At 74.8% G+C, this 19,127-nt stretch carries 19 protein-coding genes; 14 read left to right on the plus strand and 5 right to left on the minus strand.

All coding sequences use genetic code 11. The features are described from left to right. The first annotated feature begins 10 nt into the window (after window positions 1-10). From ACU610_RS02465 to ACU610_RS02480, 4 genes are all read left to right on the plus strand, one after another. Window positions 11-1,123 carry an ABC transporter ATP-binding protein gene (locus ACU610_RS02465; RefSeq protein ID WP_446766135.1) on the plus strand — a complete coding sequence of 371 codons (1,113 nt, stop codon included), beginning with the start codon at window positions 11-13 and terminating at the stop codon, window positions 1,121-1,123. Between the two features lie 17 nt (window positions 1,124-1,140). Then, window positions 1,141-2,673: a mannitol dehydrogenase family protein gene (locus ACU610_RS02470; protein ID WP_446766136.1), complete on the plus strand. Its 1,533-nt coding sequence runs from the start codon at window positions 1,141-1,143 to the stop codon at window positions 2,671-2,673. Window positions 2,674-2,747: 74 nt separating this feature from the next. After that, entirely contained in the window at window positions 2,748-3,308 is a 561-nt protein-coding gene (locus ACU610_RS02475; protein ID WP_446766137.1) for a hypothetical protein, read from the plus strand. A 144-nt stretch (window positions 3,309-3,452) separates the two neighbouring features. After that, window positions 3,453-3,881, plus strand: a complete 429-nt coding sequence (locus ACU610_RS02480) for a hypothetical protein (RefSeq protein WP_446766138.1) — start codon at window positions 3,453-3,455, stop codon at window positions 3,879-3,881. On the opposite strand, the gene ACU610_RS02485 is transcribed toward ACU610_RS02480, so the two are convergent. After that, the gene (locus tag ACU610_RS02485) at window positions 3,866-4,156 is read right to left on the minus strand and encodes a DUF1540 domain-containing protein (protein WP_446766139.1); all 291 of its coding nucleotides are present in this window, start codon (window positions 4,154-4,156) and stop codon (window positions 3,866-3,868) included. The two genes, ACU610_RS02480 and ACU610_RS02485, sit on opposite strands and share 16 nt — an antisense overlap. 182 nt (window positions 4,157-4,338) lie before the next feature. Here ACU610_RS02485 and ACU610_RS02490 point away from each other — a divergent pair, with 182 nt between their 5' ends. Further along, window positions 4,339-4,932, plus strand: coding sequence for an ATP-binding protein (locus ACU610_RS02490; protein WP_446766140.1), 594 nt, complete (start codon window positions 4,339-4,341; stop codon window positions 4,930-4,932). Window positions 4,933-5,097: 165 nt separating this feature from the next. Further along, window positions 5,098-5,322 carry a hypothetical protein gene (locus ACU610_RS02495; RefSeq protein ID WP_446766141.1) on the plus strand — a complete coding sequence of 75 codons (225 nt, stop codon included), beginning with the start codon at window positions 5,098-5,100 and terminating at the stop codon, window positions 5,320-5,322. 9 nt (window positions 5,323-5,331) lie between these two features. Here ACU610_RS02495 and ACU610_RS02500 read toward each other — a convergent pair whose 3' ends face one another. From ACU610_RS02500 to ACU610_RS02510, 3 genes are read right to left on the minus strand one after another with little or no spacing between them, the layout of a single operon-like run. After that, window positions 5,332-5,988, minus strand: coding sequence for a VTT domain-containing protein (locus ACU610_RS02500; protein WP_446766142.1), 657 nt, complete (start codon window positions 5,986-5,988; stop codon window positions 5,332-5,334). After that, on the minus strand, window positions 5,985-6,542 hold the full coding sequence (locus ACU610_RS02505) for a hypothetical protein (protein ID WP_446766143.1): 558 nt from the start codon (window positions 6,540-6,542) through the stop codon (window positions 5,985-5,987). The genes ACU610_RS02500 and ACU610_RS02505 overlap by 4 nt, the downstream gene beginning before the upstream one ends. Beyond that, window positions 6,539-7,990 (minus strand): PQQ-dependent sugar dehydrogenase, encoded by a 1,452-nt coding sequence (locus ACU610_RS02510; protein ID WP_446766144.1) that lies wholly within the window; start codon window positions 7,988-7,990, stop codon window positions 6,539-6,541. The genes ACU610_RS02505 and ACU610_RS02510 overlap by 4 nt, the downstream gene beginning before the upstream one ends. Window positions 7,991-8,218: 228 nt before the next feature. On the opposite strand from ACU610_RS02510, the gene ACU610_RS02515 reads away from it, so the two are divergent. Next, window positions 8,219-9,040 carry a sulfurtransferase gene (locus tag ACU610_RS02515; RefSeq protein ID WP_446766145.1) on the plus strand — a complete coding sequence of 274 codons (822 nt, stop codon included), beginning with the start codon at window positions 8,219-8,221 and terminating at the stop codon, window positions 9,038-9,040. Between the two features lie 9 nt (window positions 9,041-9,049). On the opposite strand, the gene ACU610_RS02520 is transcribed toward ACU610_RS02515, so the two are convergent. Continuing rightward, on the minus strand, window positions 9,050-10,915 hold the full coding sequence (locus tag ACU610_RS02520) for a putative bifunctional diguanylate cyclase/phosphodiesterase (RefSeq protein ID WP_446766146.1): 1,866 nt from the start codon (window positions 10,913-10,915) through the stop codon (window positions 9,050-9,052). Window positions 10,916-11,112: 197 nt separating this feature from the next. Between ACU610_RS02520 and ACU610_RS02525 the strand changes: the two genes are divergently transcribed. The 7 genes from ACU610_RS02525 to ACU610_RS02555 all read left to right on the plus strand — a co-directional run bounded on the left by ACU610_RS02525 (window position 11,113) and on the right by ACU610_RS02555 (window position 19,083). Next, the gene (locus ACU610_RS02525) at window positions 11,113-12,261 is read left to right on the plus strand and encodes a zinc-dependent alcohol dehydrogenase (RefSeq protein WP_446766147.1); all 1,149 of its coding nucleotides are present in this window, start codon (window positions 11,113-11,115) and stop codon (window positions 12,259-12,261) included. 13 nt (window positions 12,262-12,274) lie between these two features. After that, the gene (locus tag ACU610_RS02530; protein WP_446766148.1) at window positions 12,275-12,865 is read left to right on the plus strand and encodes a hypothetical protein; all 591 of its coding nucleotides are present in this window, start codon (window positions 12,275-12,277) and stop codon (window positions 12,863-12,865) included. Window positions 12,866-12,966: 101 nt separating this feature from the next. Further along, a complete protein-coding gene (locus ACU610_RS02535; protein WP_446766149.1) occupies window positions 12,967-13,863 on the plus strand; it encodes a glycerophosphodiester phosphodiesterase in 897 nt (298 codons plus the stop codon). A gap of 118 nt (window positions 13,864-13,981) precedes the next feature. Beyond that, window positions 13,982-16,129: a putative bifunctional diguanylate cyclase/phosphodiesterase gene (locus ACU610_RS02540; RefSeq protein WP_446766150.1), complete on the plus strand. Its 2,148-nt coding sequence runs from the start codon at window positions 13,982-13,984 to the stop codon at window positions 16,127-16,129. 88 nt (window positions 16,130-16,217) lie between these two features. Beyond that, window positions 16,218-17,192: an intradiol ring-cleavage dioxygenase gene (locus ACU610_RS02545; protein WP_446766151.1), complete on the plus strand. Its 975-nt coding sequence runs from the start codon at window positions 16,218-16,220 to the stop codon at window positions 17,190-17,192. A gap of 176 nt (window positions 17,193-17,368) precedes the next feature. Beyond that, complete coding sequence (locus tag ACU610_RS02550) at window positions 17,369-18,763, plus strand: FAD-binding oxidoreductase (protein WP_446766152.1); 1,395 nt, start codon at window positions 17,369-17,371, stop codon at window positions 18,761-18,763. Beyond that, window positions 18,760-19,083 carry a hypothetical protein gene (locus ACU610_RS02555; protein ID WP_446766153.1) on the plus strand — a complete coding sequence of 108 codons (324 nt, stop codon included), beginning with the start codon at window positions 18,760-18,762 and terminating at the stop codon, window positions 19,081-19,083. The genes ACU610_RS02550 and ACU610_RS02555 overlap by 4 nt, the downstream gene beginning before the upstream one ends. Window positions 19,084-19,127 lie beyond the last annotated feature (44 nt).

The following is a 19,127-nucleotide window of genomic DNA, read 5'->3' on the forward strand; positions in this document are numbered from 1 at the left end:
AGAGAACCCGATGGCCTCCGTCACCTACGACCGGGCGAGCCGCATCTACCCCGGTGCCGAGAAGCCCGCGGTGGATTCGCTCGACCTCCAGATCGCCGACGGTGAGTTCCTCGTCCTCGTCGGCCCGTCGGGCTGCGGCAAGTCCACCAGCCTCCGGATGCTCGCCGGCCTGGAGGACGTCGACCGCGGGAGCATCCTCATCGGTGACCGCGACGTCACCCACCTCAAGTCCAAGGACCGCGACATCGCGATGGTCTTCCAGAGCTACGCGCTCTACCCGCACATGACGGTCGGGGACAACATGGGCTTCGCGCTGAAGATCGCCGGTGTCGGCAAGGACGAGATCGCCCAGCGGGTCCGGGAGGCGGCGAAGATCCTCGACCTCGAGAGCTTCCTCGACCGCAAGCCGAAGGCCCTCTCCGGTGGGCAGCGACAGCGCGTCGCCATGGGCCGGGCGATCGTGCGCTCGCCGCAGGTGTTCCTCATGGACGAGCCGCTGTCCAACCTGGACGCCAAGCTGCGCGTGCAGACCCGCACCCAGATCGCCGCGCTGCAGCGCCGGCTCGGCACCACGACCGTCTACGTCACCCACGACCAGGTCGAGGCCATGACCATGGGGGACCGCGTGGCGGTGCTCCGGGCCGGCCTCCTGGAACAGTGCGACACCCCGCTGCGGCTCTACCAGGAGCCGGCCAACGTCTTCGTCGCCGGGTTCATCGGTTCCCCCGGGATGAACATCGCGGAGTTCCGGCTGGACGACGGGCACGCCGTGCTCGGGAGGGCGCGCCTGCCGCTGACCACCACGGCCCTCGGTGCGCTCTCTGCCGAGGGGGCCGACCGCGTCGTCGTCGGTTTCCGTCCGGAGGCCCTCGACCTCACCACGGAGCAGGAGCCCGGCGCCTTCCCCGTGGACGTCGGCGTCGTGGAGGAGCTCGGCTCCGACGCGTTCCTGCACGGCACGCTGCCGGAGCTCCGTGAGGCCTCGGGCCCCCTCGGCGAGAACATCGTGGCGCGGGTCGACCCCGCCCAGCCGCCGGCGAAGGGCCAGCGGGTCCACCTGCGCATCCAGCCCGGCAAGGAGCACCTCTTCTCACCGTCGACCGGCCGTCGGCTGCCGGTCTGACCGCAGGAGTCCTCGCGATGCAGCAGCTCGACACCCGGTCCCTGCCCTCGCTGGCCGGTTCCCTGCCCGTGCCCACCTACGACCGGTCGCGGCTGCGGGCCGGCATCGTGCACCTGGGCGTGGGCGCCTTCCACCGGTCGCACCAGGCGATGTACGTCGACCGGCTCCTCGAGCAGGGGCAGGCCCAGGACTGGGCGATCTGCGGCGTCGGGGTGCTGCCCTCCGACCGGGGGATGGCCGACACCATGGCCGCCCAGGACTGCCTCTACACACTGGTCGTCAAGCACGCCGACGGCACCTTCGAGCCGCGGGTGGTGGGCTCGATCGTCGAGTACCTCCTCGCGCCCGACGACCCGGACGCCGTGGTGGAGAAGATGGCGGCGGAGACCACGCGGATCGTCTCCCTGACGGTCACCGAGGGCGGCTACAACATCGCCGCGGTCACCGGCGAGTTCGACGCGACCCATCCCGACGTCGTCGCCGACCTCCGGCCCGGCGCTGCGCTGCGGACGTCCTTCGGGCTGGTCACCGAGGCACTGGTGCGCCGGCGCGACCGCGGCCTGGCCCCCTTCACCGTGGTCTCCTGCGACAACATCCAGCACAACGGCGACGTCGCCCGGCGCAGCTTCGCCGCCTTCGCCCGGCTGCGGGACCCGGAGCTGGGCGCCTGGGTGGAGCGGGAGGTGCCGTTCCCGAACTCCATGGTCGACCGGATCACCCCCGCGACCACGGACGAGGACCGGGCCGAGGTCGCCCGGCGGTTCGGCGTCGAGGACCGGTGGCCGGTGGTCTGCGAACCCTTCACCCAGTGGGTCCTCGAGGACCGCTTCGGCCTCGGGCGCCCGCCGCTGGAGGACGCCGGCGTCCAGGTCGTCGAGGACGTGGACCCCTACGAGCGGATGAAGCTGCGGCTGCTCAACGCCAGCCACCAGGGCCTGGCCTACCTCGGCCGGCTCGCCGGGTACCGGCTGGTCCACGACACCGCCCAGGACCCGCTCTTCCAGTCGTTCCTGCTCGGCTACATGGAGCGGGAGGCGACGCCCACCCTCCGGCCGGTCCCCGGGATCGACCTCGACGCCTACCGGAAGGAGCTGATCGCCCGCTTCTCCAACCCCCACATCCGGGACACCCTCGCGCGGCTGGCCTTCGACGGCTCCGAGCGGCTGACGAAGTGGCTGCTCCCGGTCGTCCGGGACAACCTCGCCGCCGGTGGCGAGGTCCGCCGGTCGGCCGCGGTCGTCGCCGGCTGGGCGCGGTACTCCGAGGGCGTGGACGAGCAGGGGCAGCCGATCGAGATCGCTGACCGGAGGCGGGACACGCTCATGGTCACCGCCCTCCGCCAGCGGGAGGACCCCCTGGCGTTCATCGCCGACCGCGAGCTGTTCGGCGACCTGGTGGACGACGAGCGCTTCACCGCGCCGTACCTGGCGACGCTGCGCTCGCTGTACGAGCGCGGCGCCCGGGCCACCCTCGAGGCGCTGGTGGCCGAGACCGGCGGCCCCGGCGGGACGTCGTCCGTCGCGGTCTCCAGCGACGCCACGGGCCGCTGACAGCTCCGTCACAGGTTCCCGGTCGAGGCTGATCCCGACGGCCGGACACACCGGTCGCTGATCGAGGAGATGCCGTGCGCAAGAAGCTGGTCGTCGCCGCCGCAGCCGGAGCCCTGACGCTGACCGGGCTGGCCGTGGCCGTTCCCGCACTGGCCGAGACCGACGAGACGGGCAGCACGTCGTCGTCCGTCGTGGACCGGATCAAGGACGCGCTCTCCGGCCTGGTCCAGGACGGGTCGATCAGCCAGGAGCAGGCCGACGAGGTGGCTACCACGCTCGGCCAGGCCGACCTCGGGTGGCACGGCCACCACGGCGGCTGGCACGGCCTCGAGACCGCCGCCGAGGCGCTGGGCATGACCGAGGACGACCTGCGGACCGCGCTCCAGGCCGACGGGGCGTCGCTGGCGAAGGTCGCACAGGACCGGGGTGTCGACGCGCAGACGGTCGTCGACGCGCTCGCCGCGGACGTGCGGGAGCGCGTCGCCGAGGCCGTCCAGGCGGGCCGGCTCACCCAGGATCAGGCCGACCAGCGGCTGGCCGACCTGCAGCAAGAGGTCACCGAGTGGGTCAACTCGACCAGCGACGACCGGCCGTGGGGCGGCTGGTGGGGCCACCGCGGCAGCAAGGACGACTGACACCGGACACGGCAGCGGCGCCGTCCCCCCGGGGGGACGGCGCCGCTGCCGTGTCCGGGAGGGAGTGGACGGTGGCGCGGAGCGGAGGTTAGCCTCGCCTTACCGCGTCCGGACGGGCGGGAGTACGAGGCGAGGGAGATCCGCGTGGGGCTGCGACTGCCGGTCGGCGACGTGACCGTGCTGCTGGGCCCGGCGGCGGCCCGCCGTCGGGTGATGGCCGCGCTCGACGACGACGGTGGCCGCTGCGCCTCCGGGCACTCCGCCGTCGGCGTGCAGCGCCTCGCGGCGGCCGCGGACGACGACGTGCAGCGGCGCATCGCGGCGATCGAGGCCGTGCGCGAGGCCGGGGCGACGATCGTGCTCGTCGACCGGCTCACCGAGGGGCTGGCCGCGCCGGACCGCCGCTCGGTGCTCGCGGCGCTGCGTCCGGTGGCCACGAGCGGCCGAGCGGTCCTGGTGGACGACGACGACCCGGTCGCCGCGCTGGCGGTGGCCGACGGCGCGCTGCGCGCCGACCCGGCCGGCGGGTTGTCCGCCGAGTCGCTCGGGGACCTGGACTACCTGGCCTCGTAGGTGAGGCAGTCGGCGGCGTCGGTGCCCGGCCCGACCTGCACTCCGGGGGCGTGGCACTCGAGCTTGTCGTTGTGCACGCAGTCCGAGCGGTGGCAGGCGCCGACCAGTCCGTTCCGGTCGAGCCCGCCGCGGAAGCTGATCTCCACGAAGGTGCCGCAGTGCGCGTGGTCGCCACCCACGGTGATCGCGCCCGCGTGACAGTGGTGCTCGGCGTTGTACGAACAGCTGTCGACGGCGCAGTTCTGGACCTGGGGCATGTCCTGGAGAGACGTCATGCCCCAGGTTGGCACGTACCGGAGGGACCCGCCAGCAAGCTGAGCCTGCCCTAACGTGCAGGTCAGCGTCCTGCCAGTGGAACCCGGACGGCCGGATCCCACAGCCTCCTCGCAGCCGTTTCCCTGCTCCCGGGGAGGTCCGGCGGGGACCATGGGAGGCGAGAAGGAGGAGGTGGCCGCACGTGGTCGTGCAGACCGGACCCGCCCCCACCGTGGGCCGCGGACACGGGGGGCCGCACGGCGTCCTAGTGGTCGTCGGCGGGCTCCCGGGCAGCGGCAAGACGACGTTGCTGCGCCGGCTCCTGGCCGAGGGCGCGCCCGGGGTCGTCGGCCTGGACTCCGAGGACGTCGCCGCGCGGGTGCAGGCGGTCGCCGTCCGCGTCCCGTACCGGGTGCTCCGGCCGCTGGTGCACGCCTGGCACCGGGTGCGGGTGCTGCGCGTCGTCGCCGGGCCCGCGCCGGTCGTGGTCCTCACCGACCCCTGGACCCGCCCGTGGTGGCGGGCCGCCGTCCTGCGGACCGCGCGGCGGGCCGGGCGCTCGGTGCGGCTGGTGCTGCTCGACGCGTCGCGGGCGCTGGCCGAGAGCGGGCAGGCCGCCCGCGGGCGCGGGATCCCGGCGCGGTCGATGCGTCGGCACGCCGAGCGCTGGGACGCGCTGCTGCGAGCGGTCGCCGGCCCGGACGGCGGCGCCGGGCCGGACGCGGTGACCGTCGTCGACCGGGTGCGGGCCGGTCGCCTCACGCTGGCCGACGTGCTCGGCCGGTCCGCGGCCTGAGGCGGTCCCGACACGCCCGGGGGTCCGAAAGCCCATCCCGTCAGGCGTGGTCTCGTCACACAGGGCCAAGGCGCGCGAGGCGGGCAGTTGACGGCCGGGGGTGACCCGAGTTGATTCCTGACACCAGGTGTCGCACAGGGTGCCTGGGCCAGGGGGGAGCACGGTATGCCGGCGTGGACGGTGCAGGTCGCGGAGGACCAGGACGAGCAGGTCGAGGCCGGGATCCTGGTCACGGAGGGAGGAGCGCTCATCGCGTTCTCCGAGGAGGGGCTGGTACTGCGCGCCTGGGCTCCCGGTCAGTGGCGGACCGTGCGGCACCTCGAGCCGGCGCCGGTGTTCCGGGGCGGGGCGCACAGCAGGGACGTGCTGACCTGGCTGCCCCGGGGCTGAGGCAGCCCCTCACGTGTGCGGGCACCGGGCACGGCGCGAACGCAGGTGCCCGGTGAGCCCCAGGGTGGCGGCCAGGCCCGCGCCCAGGACGGAGACGAGCACGCCGTCGACCGCGTCCGCCGCGGCCGCACCCGCCGCGGCGTAGAGCACCGCGGGTACCGCCGTCCCGGCCGTGGCGGCGAGCACGGCGGCCGGCCAGCGCAGCGGCGAGGTGCCGGCCAGGACGGCGACGGTCTCGGCGAGCACCGGGACCGGGCGGGTGACCAGGATGGCGAGCGCGCCCCAGCGGGCCAGCAGTCGGTCGGCCCGCTGCCGCTGGGCCGGGGTGGTCACCCGGTCGACCAGCCCGCGTGCGCGGCGTCCCACGGCGAAGCCCACGGCGGTCGCGCCCACGCCGCCGAGCAGGGAGAGCGCGGCCCCGGGCAGCAGGCCGAAGAGCGCGCCGTGGGCCAGCATCACCAGGCTGGCCGGGACCGGGACGGCGACGTCGGCCACGAGCAGGGCGACGCCGAGCACCGCGGCCAGCGCGCCCGCGGCCCGCAGCGTGGGCAGCGGATCGGTGAGCAGCGGGACGCCGGCCGCCTCGACCACGGCGAACAGCAGCACCGAGGTGCCCGCCAGGACGGCGACGACCAGCCGGTAGCCGCGGGGGAGCACGGGCGTCACACGTCGCGGCGGTACAGCACGGCGTCCGCGGCGAACTCCAGGAAGACCTCGCGCAGCAGCAGCTGGTGCGCGCTCTTCTCCGCCACGACCCGGAAGGCGACGTCCACCGCCCGCGGCCGGCCGAGGGCCAGGCCGAGCTGCTCGGCGACGGCGAAGGCGCTCATCGAGTCGAGGTTGGACAGGTTCAGCTGCCGCAGGTCGCGCCAGGCCGGGCCGCGGCCGCCGGCGAGCAGTCCCTGCACCTGGCCGGCCAGCTCCCGGCCCAGGCCGAGCACGGCCCCGGTCAGGGCGGTGAGCGGGTGCGGGGCCGCGGGACGCACCTCCAGGCCGGCGGCGATCTCGTCGACCGCGGCCTCGTGCCGGCGCGCGGCGTCGTGCAGCTCGGTCAACCAGGTCCGCACCTGGGGGTCGCGGACCAGCGGCACGGTCCGGCCGAGCAGCTGCTGGTAGCCGGTCTGCAGCGAGGCGAGGGTGGCCAGCCAGGTCGCCGCGCGCTGCCGCTGGGCGGTGAGGGTGGCCTCGTCCAGCTCGACCAGCAGTGGTGTCGTCGTCACGACGCCGTCCCGGAGCCGTCGCGGACGACGCGCCACAGCACGCCGGTGTGCCCGTAGGACAGGTGCTTGCTCGGGTCGACGGTCGAGACGCCGAAGTCGAGGACGTACAGGCTCCCGTCGGGCGCGACCTTCACGTCGACCGGCCGCTCGATGCCGCCGCTGCCGTGCGCCGACGCCGGTCCGGGGTGCCGGTTGGCCATGAACGGCTCGGCCGACCCGGTGGCCGGGTCGACGGCGACCACCCGGAACCCGTGGTCGAGGTCCTCCGCGCGGGGCGAGTTCATCGGCGCGAGGGTGCCCCACTCGGCGACCAGCAGCAGGCCGCGCATGCCGAAGGCGTCCGACCGGGAGACGTCGAGGCCGCACAGCGCCGAGTGCGGCTGCTCCAGCCACACCGCGGGCCCCGCCCACTCCGGCAGCGGGTCGGCGATCAGCTGCTCGGCCGGGCGGCCGCGGGACGGCCGGTGCGACTCGTGCCAGACCGGCAGGCCGTCACCGCACAGGTCGGGGAAGCCGTACCAGGCCGGCGTCCCCACCTCGCCGTGCGGCCTCCGCGCGGCGTCGATCCGCCAGACCCGGTCGGGGTCGTTCGCGATCGCCCGGTCGCCGGTCTCCTCGTAGTCGTTGTCGGTGACGTAGAGCTCCCCGTCCTCGGCGAAGACCATGCCGTACGGGTTGCGCACCCCCCAGGCCAGCAGCTCCATCCCGCTGCCGTCGGGGTGGGCGCGCCAGATGCCGCTGCTGCACCTGAGCTCGCCGCGCACCACCTCGCCGGGCTCGGCGGGGACGCCGAAGGGCTTGAAGGCGCCGGTGGTCGCGTAGAAGGGGTAGGGCGCCGTGGGGTCGTGGGTGACGACGTCGTTGCCGGTGAGCGTCACGTCCACGCCGGGGACGTCGTGGACGCGCTGGTGCCGGGCGAGGTCGACGACGTAGCCCTGCGGCAGGACGACGCCGTTCTGCGACACCGAGCCCTGGCCGAAGTACATGAGCCCGTCGGGGCCGAAGACCGGGCCGCCCGGCTCGTGCCAGCCGCCGTCGGGCAGCCCGTCCACGATGGTCGTGACGCCACCGTCGGCCAGGTCGTAGCGCACGATCCGTGCCTGGTGCCCGCCCTTCGCGGAGACGTAGGCCGCGCCGTCGCGCAGCGCGATGTGGCGGGGGCCGCCGAGCGGCTCCTCGCCGAGGGTGTCCAGGGTGCCGTCGGGGCGCAGCCGCAGGATGCGGGCCGGCAGGTGGGGGCGGGTGGGCCAGGTGCTCCCGCCCTCCAGGACGTAGACGGTGCCCTCGTCGTCCACGCCCATCCCGCAGGGCATGGACAGCCCGGCGAGCACCACCTCGGCGCGGTAGCCGGGCGGCAGCACGACGTCGGCCGGGTCCAGCCGAGGGCGGGCGGGGGTGGGCAGCTGCTGCAGGGCCTCCGGGGAGGCGGCCACGGTCGGCAGGGTCACGGGCAGCTCCTCGGGTGAGCCCGGCTGCGTGCCTCTACGCGGGGGGCTGGTGCCGTGCCTCGCCCGCGGCCGGCGCAAACCCGCGGCGGGGTCGGCGACGGAGTGGCGCGGCGCCGCGGTGGACCGCGGTCACCGATGGTGAGGCCGGCCGCGGCGTCCGCCGACGCGGGGCACGGCCGCACGGGGTGGGGGCGGCCGGGCGGGGAGCCCGGTCGTAGGGTCGCCGCCGTGCTGCCTCCCGTCGTCGACGTGTCCTGGGTGCGCGAGCACCGCGACGAGGTCGTCCTCGCCGACGTCCGCTGGTACCTCGACGGCCGGTCCGGCCGCGCCGCCTACGACGCCGGTCACCTGCCGGGTGCGGTCTTCGTCGACCTGGACCGCTGGCTGGCCGCGCCCCCGGGGCCCGACGCGGGGCGGCACCCGCTGCCGGAGCCGGAGGTCTTCGCCGAGGGCATGGCCGCGCTCGGCATCGGGGACGGCGATCCCGTGGTGGCCTACGACGACGCCGGTGGGGTGACCGCCGCCCGGCTGGTCTGGATGCTGCGGGTGACCGGGCACGACGCCGCGCTGCTCGACGGGGGCACGGCGGCGTGGGACGGGTCGCTGGAGCAGGCCGTCCCGGAGCGGCCGCCAGCGGTCTTCACCCCGCGCCCGTGGCCGGCGGAGCGGCTGGCCGGGACCGACGACGCCCTCGACCCGGCCGCGGTGGTGCTCGACGCGCGCGACCCCGAGCGCTACCGCGGGGACCGCGAGCCGGTCGACCCGCGCGCCGGGCACGTGCCTGGCGCGGTCAACGTGCCGTGCCGGGCCAACCTCGACGCCGACGGCCGCTTCCTGCCGGTCGAGCAGCTGCGGGCCACCTTCGCCGCGGCCGGGGTCACCGCCGACAGCGACGTGGTCTCCTACTGCGGCTCCGGGGTGACGGCCTGCCACAACCTGCTCGCGCTGGAACTGGCCGGCCTCCCGCAGGGGCGGCTCTACCCGGGCTCCTGGTCGCAGTACAGCGCCGACCCGGACCGGCCGGTCGCCGTGGGCGACCGGCCGTCCTGACCGGGCCGGTCAGGTCCGGACGGCGAGCAGCGGCTCCGGGCGGGGCAGCGGGACCTCCGCGGGGGCGGCCGGCCGCTGCACGGCGGCGGGCCGGGGGCGGCCGAAAAGGTAGCCCTGCGCGTGCGAGCAGGCCAGCCGGCCGAGGACGGCGTGCTGCTCCTCGGTCCCGACGCCCTCGGCGACCACCTCGAGCTCGAGGCTGCGGGCCAGCTCGATGATCGAGGCCACCAGGGTGGTCGACCGCCCACCGGAGCCCAGGTCCTGCACGAAGCTGCGGTCGATCTTCACCACGTCCGCGGGCAGCCGGCGCAGGTAGGACAGGCTCGAGTAGCCCGTGCCGAAGTCGTCGATGGCGATGCGGACGCCCAGGCCGCGCAGCGCGCGGAGGACGTCGACCACCGCCTCGACGTCGTCGATGAGCACGCCCTCGGTCACCTCGAGGGTCAGCTGCCCCGCGGGCAGCCCGCTCTCGACCAGCGCGGCGCGGACGGTGGACACCACGTCGTCGTCGAGCAGCTGCCGCGGGGAGAGGTTGACCGCGATGTCGATGGGCCGGCCGGCCTCCCGCGACCACCGGGCCGCCTGGCCGGTCGCCTCGGCGAGCACCCAGCGGCCGATCTCGACGATGGCGCCGCTCTCCTCGGCCAGCGGGATGAACTCCACGGGAGGTACCAGCCCGCGGGCAGGGTGCTCCCAGCGCAGCAGGGCCTCGTAGCCGGTGGTCACTCCCTCGCCCAGCTCGACGGTCGGCTGGTAGTGGACGGCGAGCTGGCCCTCGGCGACGGCGGAGTCCAGGTCGGTGATCAGCTCGGCCTTGGTCTGGGCGGCCTGCTCCATGCCCTCCGCGTACACGACCACGCGGTTCTTGCCGGAGGACTTCGCCAGGTACATCGCCAGGTCGGCGTTGCGCAGCAGCGTGTCCGCGGAGCGGTCCCCGGCCGAGGTGGAGTCGGCGACGCCGATGCTCACCCGCACGTGGATCGCCCGGCCGTCGACGACCACCGGGTCGGCCAGGGCTCCCAGCACCCGCTCGGCGACCTCCGCCGCCGCGCGGGCGGCGCCGGCGACCACGACGGCGAACTCGTCGCCGCCGAGCCGGGCCACCTGGTCCACCGAGCGCACGCAACCCTCGATCCGCTGGCTGACCGCGGTCAGCAACCGGTCACCGACGGCGTGCCCGCGGGAGTCGTTGACGTCCTTGAAGTCGTCGAGGTCGAGGAACAGCACGCTGGTGGGACCCGAGCGGCGGGCCAGCATCCGGGCGGTGGTCTCCAGCAGCAGGGTGCGGTTGGCCAGGCCGGTGAGCGGGTCGCGCAGCCCCTGCTGCTCGTTGAGCCGCCAGGCGGCGAGGTGGGCCAGGCTCGCGGCCAGCACGAACACCCCGTGCACCAGGGTCCACGTCCACGGCGAGTGCTGCGCGTTGGCGTGCCCGAACACCGAGTGCGGGAACAGCGTGCCGACGACGCCGTGGTGGGCGAGGACGACGGCCAGCGCCATCCCGAAGGGCACCCAGTTCTGGTACAGGGCCGAGAGCCCGACCATGACGAAGAAGTGGAAGTGGGCCTCGGTGAGGCCGTCCATCAGGTAGACCAGGACCACCGAGGCGGCGAGCAGGGAGGCCGTGGCCGCCGCCGACCGCAGCCCACGGCCGGCCCCGGGCAGCGCCGTGAACACCAGGGGGTAGGCGACCGCCAGCACGAGCAGCAGGGCGGTCAGCGGCGACCGGCCGAGCAGCAGCGCCGTGACGCCCAGACCCCCCGCCTGCGCGGCGGCCACCCGCAGGACGGCCCGGTGACGCCGCTGCCAGACCTCCTCGGGCAGGTGCCGGCCCTCGGGCAGGGCCGTGGCGAGCCGCTGGTGCAGTGCGGTGAGCATGCAGCTGTCCTCGACCCCGCGGCCGGGACGCTCCAGCGCGGTCCGGCGCGCCTCACCCGTCCGGGGGACCAGTGCGCCGGCTGGTCCCGACTGGCCGCCGGCCGGCGGGTCGGTCAGGGTGCGGAGGACGCCGGGAGACCGTCCCCGGCGAGGGGTGGCAGTCGTTCCGCCACCTGCGAGTGCGAGGAGGTCCTGCGATGCGGGCCATGGTCTACCGGGGTCCCTACAAGGTGCGGGTCGAGGACAAGGACGTCCCGGCCGTCGAGCACCCCAACGACGCGATCGTGCGCGTCACGCTGGCCGCGATCTGCGGCTCGGACCTGCACCTGTACCACGGCCTCATGCCGGACACCCGGATCGGGCACACGTTCGGCCACGAGTTCATCGGGGTCGTGGAGCAGGTCGGGTCGTCGGTCCAGAACCTGCAGGTCGGCGACCGGGTGATGGTGCCCTTCAACATCTTCTGCGGCAGCTGCTGGTTCTGCGCCCGCGGCCTGTACTCCAACTGCCACAACGTCAACCCGAACGCCACGGCCGTCGGTGGGATCTACGGCTACTCGCACACCACCGGCGGCTACGACGGCGGTCAGTCGCAGTACGTGCGCGTCCCGTTCGCCGACGTCGGGCCGGTGCGGATCCCCGACTGGATGCACGACGAGGACGCCGTCCTGCTGACCGACGCCGCCGCCACCGGCTACTTCGGCGCGCAGCTGGGCGACATCGTGGAGGGCGACACGGTCGTCGTCCTCGGCGCCGGGCCGGTCGGCCTGATCGCCGCCCAGTCGTCGTGGCTGATGGGTGCGGGCCGGGTCATCGTCGTCGACCACCTGCAGGAGCGGCTGGAGAAGGCGCGGAGCATGGCCTACGCCGAGACCCTCGACTACGACCAGTACGACGACATCGTGGTCGAGCTGAAGAAGCAGACCGACTTCCTCGGCGCCGACGTCGTCATCGAGGCGGCGGGCGCGGAGGCCGACGGCAACCTCCTGCAGCAGGTGACCGGGACCAAGCTGAAGCTGCAGGGCGGCTCCCCGGTCGCGCTGAACTGGGCGATCGACGCGGCCCGCAAGGGCGGCACCATCTCCGTCGTCGGCGCCTACGGGCCGATCCCCAACGCGGTGAAGTTCGGTGACGCCCTGAACAAGGGGCTCACCCTGCGGATGAACCAGACGCCGGTGAAGCGGCAGTGGCCGCGGATGTTCGAGCACGTGCGCAACGGCCACCTGACGCCGCGGGCGGTGGTCACCCACCGGTTCCCGCTGGAGCACATCGCCGAGGCCTACCACGTGTTCTCCGCCAAGCTCGACGGCTGCATCAAGCCGCTGGTCCTGCCCGACGCGGCCTGAGCGAGGAGGAACGATGACCGACCCCGAGATCCCGAGCGCCTACGTCCGGGACAAGCGCGCACCCCGCGAGACGCCCGAGCAGTTGCGGGCCCGGATCCCCGGCTGGGGGGCTGACCTCGACCCCGCCGACCGGCCGTCGCACCCCAAGCTGCGCTACGCGCCGGACACCACCGGCGCGCACTGGGACTTCCCGGAGCGGCAGCCCGAGAAGGAGCCGCGGGAGCGGTCCATCGAGCACGCCTTCGTCACCCCGGTCTTCGGCACCGCGCAGCCGCCCCGGGGACTGTCCGGGGCCATCCGGAAGCTGGCCTACCGCCGCTTCAGCGAGGGCCGCCTGGCGCACTGGCTGCTGCTGATCGTCGGTGACCGGGTCGACGCCTGGGGGAGCCACCTGCGCTCGTTCGCCACGCTGCACCCGGACAACCCGGTGACCGAGACCGGCGTGACGGCCGAGTTCACCCGCGGCGGCCTGCGCTCGCGACGCGGACGCTCGGACGCCCGGCACCACGTCCTCGACCCGGTGGTCGTCGCCGGGCCGTGGATCGCCGGCGCCGCGGTCACCTACACCGGCGCCCGCCGGCTGGTGCGGGCCCTGCGCCGCTGACTGACCGATCGGCGCCGTTCCTCCTCGACGTGCGTCGAGCGCGGCGGTGGAATGGACGGGCACGGCCGCTCTACCTGTCCCGAACAGAGGGGACACCGCTCATGACGCACATCGGGGTGCCTCCTCCCCGCAGCGGGCGCACGAGCGGGCACCAGGCCGTGCCCACCGCGTCCCCGCGCCCGACGGCCCGCGTGTTCGGCGCCGGTCCGGTGGTCATCGGGCACCGCGGCCTGGGCTGCGGGGTCGTCCGCGGCCACCGGGAGAACACGCTGGAGGCGTTCACGACCGCGGCCGCCCTGGGGATGACCTGGGTGGAGGCCGACGTGCGGCGGACGGCGGACGACGTCCTGGTGGTGGCGCACGACGAGGTGTACCCGGACGGCACGCGCGTGGCCGACGTCCACGTGGCGGAGGCCGACCGCCGCGGCACGCTCCGGCTGCTCACGCTGGTGGAGCACCTGCCACCTGCGGTGGGGTTGGACCTGGACCTCAAGTCCGCGATCGACGACAGCCTGCGACCGCCCTCGCGCACCACCGCGGCCCTGCTCGCGCCCGTCGCCGCCGCCGAGGTGCGGCGTCGCCCGCTGCTGGTCACGTCGTTCGACCCGGCGGCGCTGTGCTGGCTGCGCGGCCAGGAGCCCTCGTTGCCGCTGGGCTGGCTCACCTGGCACCACTTCCCCCTCGACGCCGCGGTCGCAGCCTGCGCGCACATGGACGTGGACGTCCTCGGGCTGCACGTGGGATCGCTCGCCCACCGCGGCTCGGGGACCGTCGGACCGGCGACCGTCGCCGGGGCGCTGCCGTTCGTGCACGGCGCCGGTCGGCGGCTCATGGTGTGGTGCCCCGCGCCGGCCTCGGCCGGTGCGCTGCTCGAGGCGGGGGCCGACGCCGTGGTGGTGGACGAGGTCCCGAGAGCCCTCGAGCTCCTCGGGTCCCAGGACACCCCGACCCGCGGGCGGCGGACGGTCGGCGCCCGGCGGTCGAGCGGGGACGCGTAGCGCCCGCACCCCCTCGGCGGTCACGCGCTCGGCATGCCGACCCGCGCGACCACCGCGTCCCTCACCCCGATTGTGGAACCGGATCAAGTGGAACCGGGTTCCGGCCGACTCCGTTGCCATGTCTCAGGTCTCGCCGCACCCGTCGCTGCCCGGTGGCGTCTACGAGGCGATGTTCACCCATGGCATCGACGGCTTCCTGCTGGCCTCGCCGGAGGGACGCATCCACCGGGCGAACGCGCGGGCGTGCCAGCTGCTGGGCTGGACCGAGGCCGAGATCGTCCGGCTCGGCCGGGCGGACATCGCCGACCGGCGGGATGCGGGCTGGGCCGAGGCCGCCGCCGTGCGCCGCCGGGACGGCGCCTACCGCGGGGTGCTCCGCATGCGCCGGCGCGACGGCTCCACCTTCCCCGCCGAGGTCACCACCGCGCTCTTCTCCGACGGCGGGACCACCATGGCCTACGCCGTGTTCCGCGACATGACCGCGGCCGAGGCCGAGGCGGCCCGGACGGCGGAGAGCCGTCGCGCGGCAGCCGAGGTGGTCGACAGCCTCGAGTCGTTCAGCGACATGTACGTCGGGGTGGACGCCGACTGGCGGATCACCTACATCAACGCGCAGGCCGAGGCGCGACTGGGCGTCTCGCGGGCCCACGTCGTCGGCAGGGACGTCTGGGAGTGCTTCCCGGATCTCCTCGGCACGCCGATCGAGGCGGCCTACCGCGAGGCCGTGCGCACCGGGCGGCCGGTGACGGTGGAGGCCCGCTACACGGCGGCCGACCTGTGGTCCGAGACGCGGGTGTTCCCGCTGCGGCGAGGCGGACTCGGCGTCTACTTCCGGGACGTCGGGGAACGGCGGGCCATGGAGCAGGAGCGGGACCGGCTGCTGGCCGCCGAGCGCCGGGCCCGCGCCGCGGCCGAGCAGGCGCAGCACGATCTCGCCCACCGGGCCACCCACGACGACCTCACCGGCCTGCCCAACCGCGCCGGGCTCGTGCAGCAGGTCGGCGCGGTCCTCGACCGGTGGCCGGGCGTCGGGGTCACCGTGCTGTTCGTCGACCTCGACCGCCTCAAGCTGGTCAACGACGGCCTGGGCCACGGTGCCGGTGACGCGCTGCTCGCCGTCGCCGCGCGCCGGCTGGCCGACCTGGCGAAGCCGACCGAGCTCGTGGCCCGGTTCGGCGGGGACGCCTTCGTCATGGCGATGTTCGACGCCTCCGCCGCCGCGGCCGACCGGATGGCGGCCGCGGTGGTCGCAGCGCTCTCCGAGCCGGTGGAGAGCGGCGCCCGCCTGGCGGTCACCGCCAGCGTCGGGCTCTCCTCGTCGGCCGGGCCGGCCGACCTGGACACCCTGCTGCGCGAGGCCGACGCGGCCCTGCACCGGGCGAAGGACGACGGCGGCGGACGGGCGGCCTGGTTCGACGAGCAGATGCACCGGCAGTCGGTGCACCGCGTGCGGACCGAGCGCGACCTGCGCCTGGCGCTGGACCGCGACGAGCTCTTCCTGGAGTACCAGCCGGCCTTCGACCTGCGCTTCGAGCGGATCACCCACGTCGAGGCGCTGGTCCGCTGGCGGCACCCGGAGCGCGGCGTCGTCCCGCCGGGGGAGTTCGTCCCGGTCGCCGAGGAGGCCGGGCTGGTCTCGCGGCTGGGGGAGTGGGTGCTCGCGCGGGTGGTCGAGCAGGCCGCCCGCTGGGCGCACGTCCCCGGCTTGCGGGTGTGGCTCAACGTCTCCCCGCAGCAGCTGGTCGACCGCCGGATGCCCGAGCTGATCGCCGGACACCTCACCCGGGTGGGCGTGGCCGCGGACCGGCTGGGCATCGAGGTCACCGAGTCCACCTTCGCCGACTCCTCCTGCATGGCGGCGGTGCTGGCCGAGGTTCGGGCGCTGGGCGTCGCGGTCGCGATCGACGACTTCGGCACCGGCTACAGCTCGCTGGCCCGGCTGGGCACGGTCCCCGTCGACGTCATCAAGATCGACCGGTCGTTCGTGTGCGACCTCGGGACGGCGCGGGGGGAGGCGTTGCTGTCGAGCATCGTCACCCTCGCCCACGCCCTGGACGCCGACGTCGTCGCCGAGGGCGTGGAGACCCTCGAGCAACTGCGCGTGCTCGGCGCGCTCGGCGTCGACTCGGCCTGCGGCTACCTGCTGGCCCGCCCGGCGCCGCCCGAGCACCTGCCGATGGCGCTGCCGACCGCGGTGTCCGCCCACCCGCACCTCCGGCTGCACCCGTCGGTGGCGCGCGTCCCCCGGGAGCTCCGGGTGCGCTGAGACCCAGCCGACTCCCAGGTCGCGTCCAGCCCGGGCGCGGAGACGGGTCCTACCGTCGCTGTCCGTAGCGACGAGCCCAGGAGACCCCGTGCAGCACCCGCGACAGGACCGGACGCCCACCTACGAGGGGCGCCCGCTGCCCCGGCCCGACGAGGAGCTGGTCGACCAGGGGCTCGGCTTCGACGTCGGGACGCTGCTCAGCCGGCGCCGGCTGCTGACCGTGCTCGGTCTCGGCGCGGCGTCGGTGGGGCTGGCGGCCTGCGGCGGGGGCGGGTCGACGAGTTCGTCGGCGTCGCCGTCCTCGACCGCCACCGCGGGCGAGATCCCCGACGAGACCGCCGGCCCCTTCCCGGGCGACGGCTCCAACGGCCCGGACGTGCTGGAGCAGAGCGGCATCGTCCGCAGCGACATCCGCTCCAGCTTCGGGCAGTACAGCGGGACCGCCGAGGGCGTGCCGATGACCCTGGAGCTGACCGTTCGGGACCTCGCCGACGGTGGGGTGCCGTTCGAGGGTGTCGCGGTCTACGTGTGGCACTGCACCCGCGAGGGCGGCTACTCGCTGTACTCCGCGGGCATCGAGGACCAGAACTACCTGCGCGGCGTGCAGGTCGCCGACGCCGACGGCCTCGTGCGCTTCAGCAGCGTCTTCCCGGCCTGCTACGACGGGCGCTGGCCGCACGTGCACTTCGAGGTCTACCCGGACCAGAGCAGCATCGCCGACTCCACCAACGCCATCGCCACCTCGCAGGTCGCGCTGCCCCAGGACGTCTGCGAGGCGGTCTACGCGACTCCCGGCTACGAGGCCTCGGTGGGCAACCTGGCGCGGGTCGGCCTCGCCAGCGACAACGTCTTCGGGGACGACGGCGGCGCCGGCCAGCTCGCCTCCGTGACCGGTGACGTCACCAGCGGCTACACCGTCCGGCTCGCGGTCGGCGTCGACACCACCACGACCCCGACCGGTGGTGGCACGGGTGGGGACGGAGCGCCCTCCGGTGCTCCGCCGACCGGCGGCCCCGGCGGCACGCCGCCGAGCGGCCCACCCCCGGGTACCCCGTCGAACTGACCCGGCCGGTGGCCCGGCTCAGCGCGCGGCGGCGCGGCCGAGGTCACCCGGGGGGCGGGACCGTGCCCGGTGTCCCGGGGCGGCGCACCCCGGACAGGCCCTTGTCCTCTGGACCCGCCCTCGGCGCCCGACTGAGCATGGTGGCCTGGGATGACCTGGCCGGACGAGGCGTTGCCATGACCACCTCGGCGCTGCGACCCGAGCTGGACGATCTCCGCACCCGCGTGTCGGGCACCGTGACCGGGCGCGAGGAGCCGGGCTACGACGAGGCCCGCGCCGTGTGGAACGGGATGACGGACCGTCGCCCCTGGGCGGTGGTCCGCGCGGCCGGCGTGGGCGACGTCGTCCCGGCCGTCACCTATGCCCGGGAGCACGGGCTGGACCTGGCCGTGCGCGGCGGTGGCCACAACGTCGCCGGCAACGGAGTGGTCGACGACGGTCTCGTGCTGGACCTCGGGGACGTGCACGCCGTGTCCGTCGACCCGGCGGCGGCGACGGTGCGGGTCGAGGCGGGGGCCACGCTGGCCCACGTCGACGCGGCCACCGAGCCGTACGGGCTCGTCGTCCCGAGCGGGGTGGTGTCGAGCACCGGGATCGCGGGGCTCACCCTCGGCGGGGGCGTCGGCTGGCTGACCCGACCCCATGGGCTGGCTGCCGACAACCTGGTCTCGGTCGAGCTGGTGACCGCCGACGGCCGGCAGATCACGGCCAGCGAGACGGAGCACCCCGACCTCTTCTGGGCGCTGCACGGCGGCGGCGGCAACTTCGGCGTCGTCACCGCGTTCACCTTCCGCGCCCACCCGCACGGTCCCCGACTGTTCGCCGGCAACCTGGTGTACCGCCAGGACCGCTGGGGACGGGCGTGGGCGGCGCTGGAGGAGTGGACCCGGGACCTGCCGGACGCGATGACGGCGATCACGACGACGATGACCCCACCCCCCATCGCGGACATGGGGGACGAACCCCTGTTGCTGGTGGGGTTCACGTGGGCCTCCGCCGACCGCGCCACCGGGGAGGCCCTCGTCGGGCGGCTGCGGGAGCTCGCGCCTCCGGACGAGGAGGAGGTCGGCGAGATGCGGTGGGTCGAGTGGCAACAGGCCTTCGACCCCGTGTTCCCCAAGGGTGTGCGGGCGTACTGGCGCAACACCTCCTTCGACCGGCTGGACGACGAGGTGATCGACGTCCTGGTCCGCCGGGGGGCCGAGCAGACCTGGGCCGGCACCGGGTTCGACGTCCACCACATGGGCGGCGCGTTCGGCCGCGTGCCGGAGGAGGCGACCCCGTTCCCCCACCGGGGCGCCCGGTTCTGGCTCAACATCTACGGGTTCTGGAGCGATCCGGCCGACGACGCCGACCGGATCGCGTTCGTCCGTGGCCTGTCCGCGGACATGGAGCCGTTCGCCACCGGAGGTCAGTACGTCAACTTCCAGGGCCTCGAGCCGGCAGGGCACCGCGCGTTCGACCCCCGCGCGGTCTTCGGACCGACGAAGTACGAGCGGCTCGTCGGGGTGAAGCGACGCTACGACCCCGAGAACCTCTTCCACGTGAACCACAACATCCCACCGGGGTGAGGTCGACCGTCGAGGCTGTGCGGGAGGGCGAGGTGCACGCGGTCATCCGGCACTACAGGGACAACTCGCAACTGTTCGACGAGCTGGAGCGGCGGACCGCTGAGGTCGAGCAGGTGATCCGCGGTGTGTCCGGTCTCGTCGGCTACTTCCTGGTGCGGACGGCGGACGGCGGCTTCAGCATCAGCGTCTACCAGGACAGGTCCGGGACGGACGAGTCCACCCGCGCGGCGGCGGACTGGGTCAGGCAGAACCTGCCCCAGTCGGCGGTGAGCGTCCCCGAGGTCATCGAGGGCCGGGTGGTCCTCCACCTGGGCACGTAGCCCGGCGGACGCGGCAGCGCGCTCCCGCCCGCTGGCAGGGCGGG

The sequence above is a fragment of the Geodermatophilus sp. URMC 61 genome (assembly GCF_052931555.1).

Bases quoted from the DNA above. Each gene is read 5' to 3' on its own strand.
- ACU610_RS02465 (WP_446766135.1), top strand. From the start codon at position 11: ATGGCCTCCGTCACCTACGACCGGGCGAGCCGCATCTACCCCGGTGCC.
- ACU610_RS02470 (WP_446766136.1), top strand. From the start codon at position 1,141: ATGCAGCAGCTCGACACCCGGTCCCTGCCCTCGCTGGCCGGTTCCCTG.
- ACU610_RS02485 (WP_446766139.1), bottom strand. From the start codon at position 4,156: ATGACGTCTCTCCAGGACATGCCCCAGGTCCAGAACTGCGCCGTCGAC.
- ACU610_RS02495 (WP_446766141.1), top strand. From the start codon at position 5,098: ATGCCGGCGTGGACGGTGCAGGTCGCGGAGGACCAGGACGAGCAGGTC.
- ACU610_RS02520 (WP_446766146.1), bottom strand. From the start codon at position 10,915: ATGCTCACCGCACTGCACCAGCGGCTCGCCACGGCCCTGCCCGAGGGC.
- ACU610_RS02525 (WP_446766147.1), top strand. From the start codon at position 11,113: ATGCGGGCCATGGTCTACCGGGGTCCCTACAAGGTGCGGGTCGAGGAC.
- ACU610_RS02530 (WP_446766148.1), top strand. From the start codon at position 12,275: ATGACCGACCCCGAGATCCCGAGCGCCTACGTCCGGGACAAGCGCGCA.
- ACU610_RS02535 (WP_446766149.1), top strand. From the start codon at position 12,967: ATGACGCACATCGGGGTGCCTCCTCCCCGCAGCGGGCGCACGAGCGGG.
- ACU610_RS02540 (WP_446766150.1), top strand. From the start codon at position 13,982: ATGTCTCAGGTCTCGCCGCACCCGTCGCTGCCCGGTGGCGTCTACGAG.
- ACU610_RS02550 (WP_446766152.1), top strand. From the start codon at position 17,369: ATGACCACCTCGGCGCTGCGACCCGAGCTGGACGATCTCCGCACCCGC.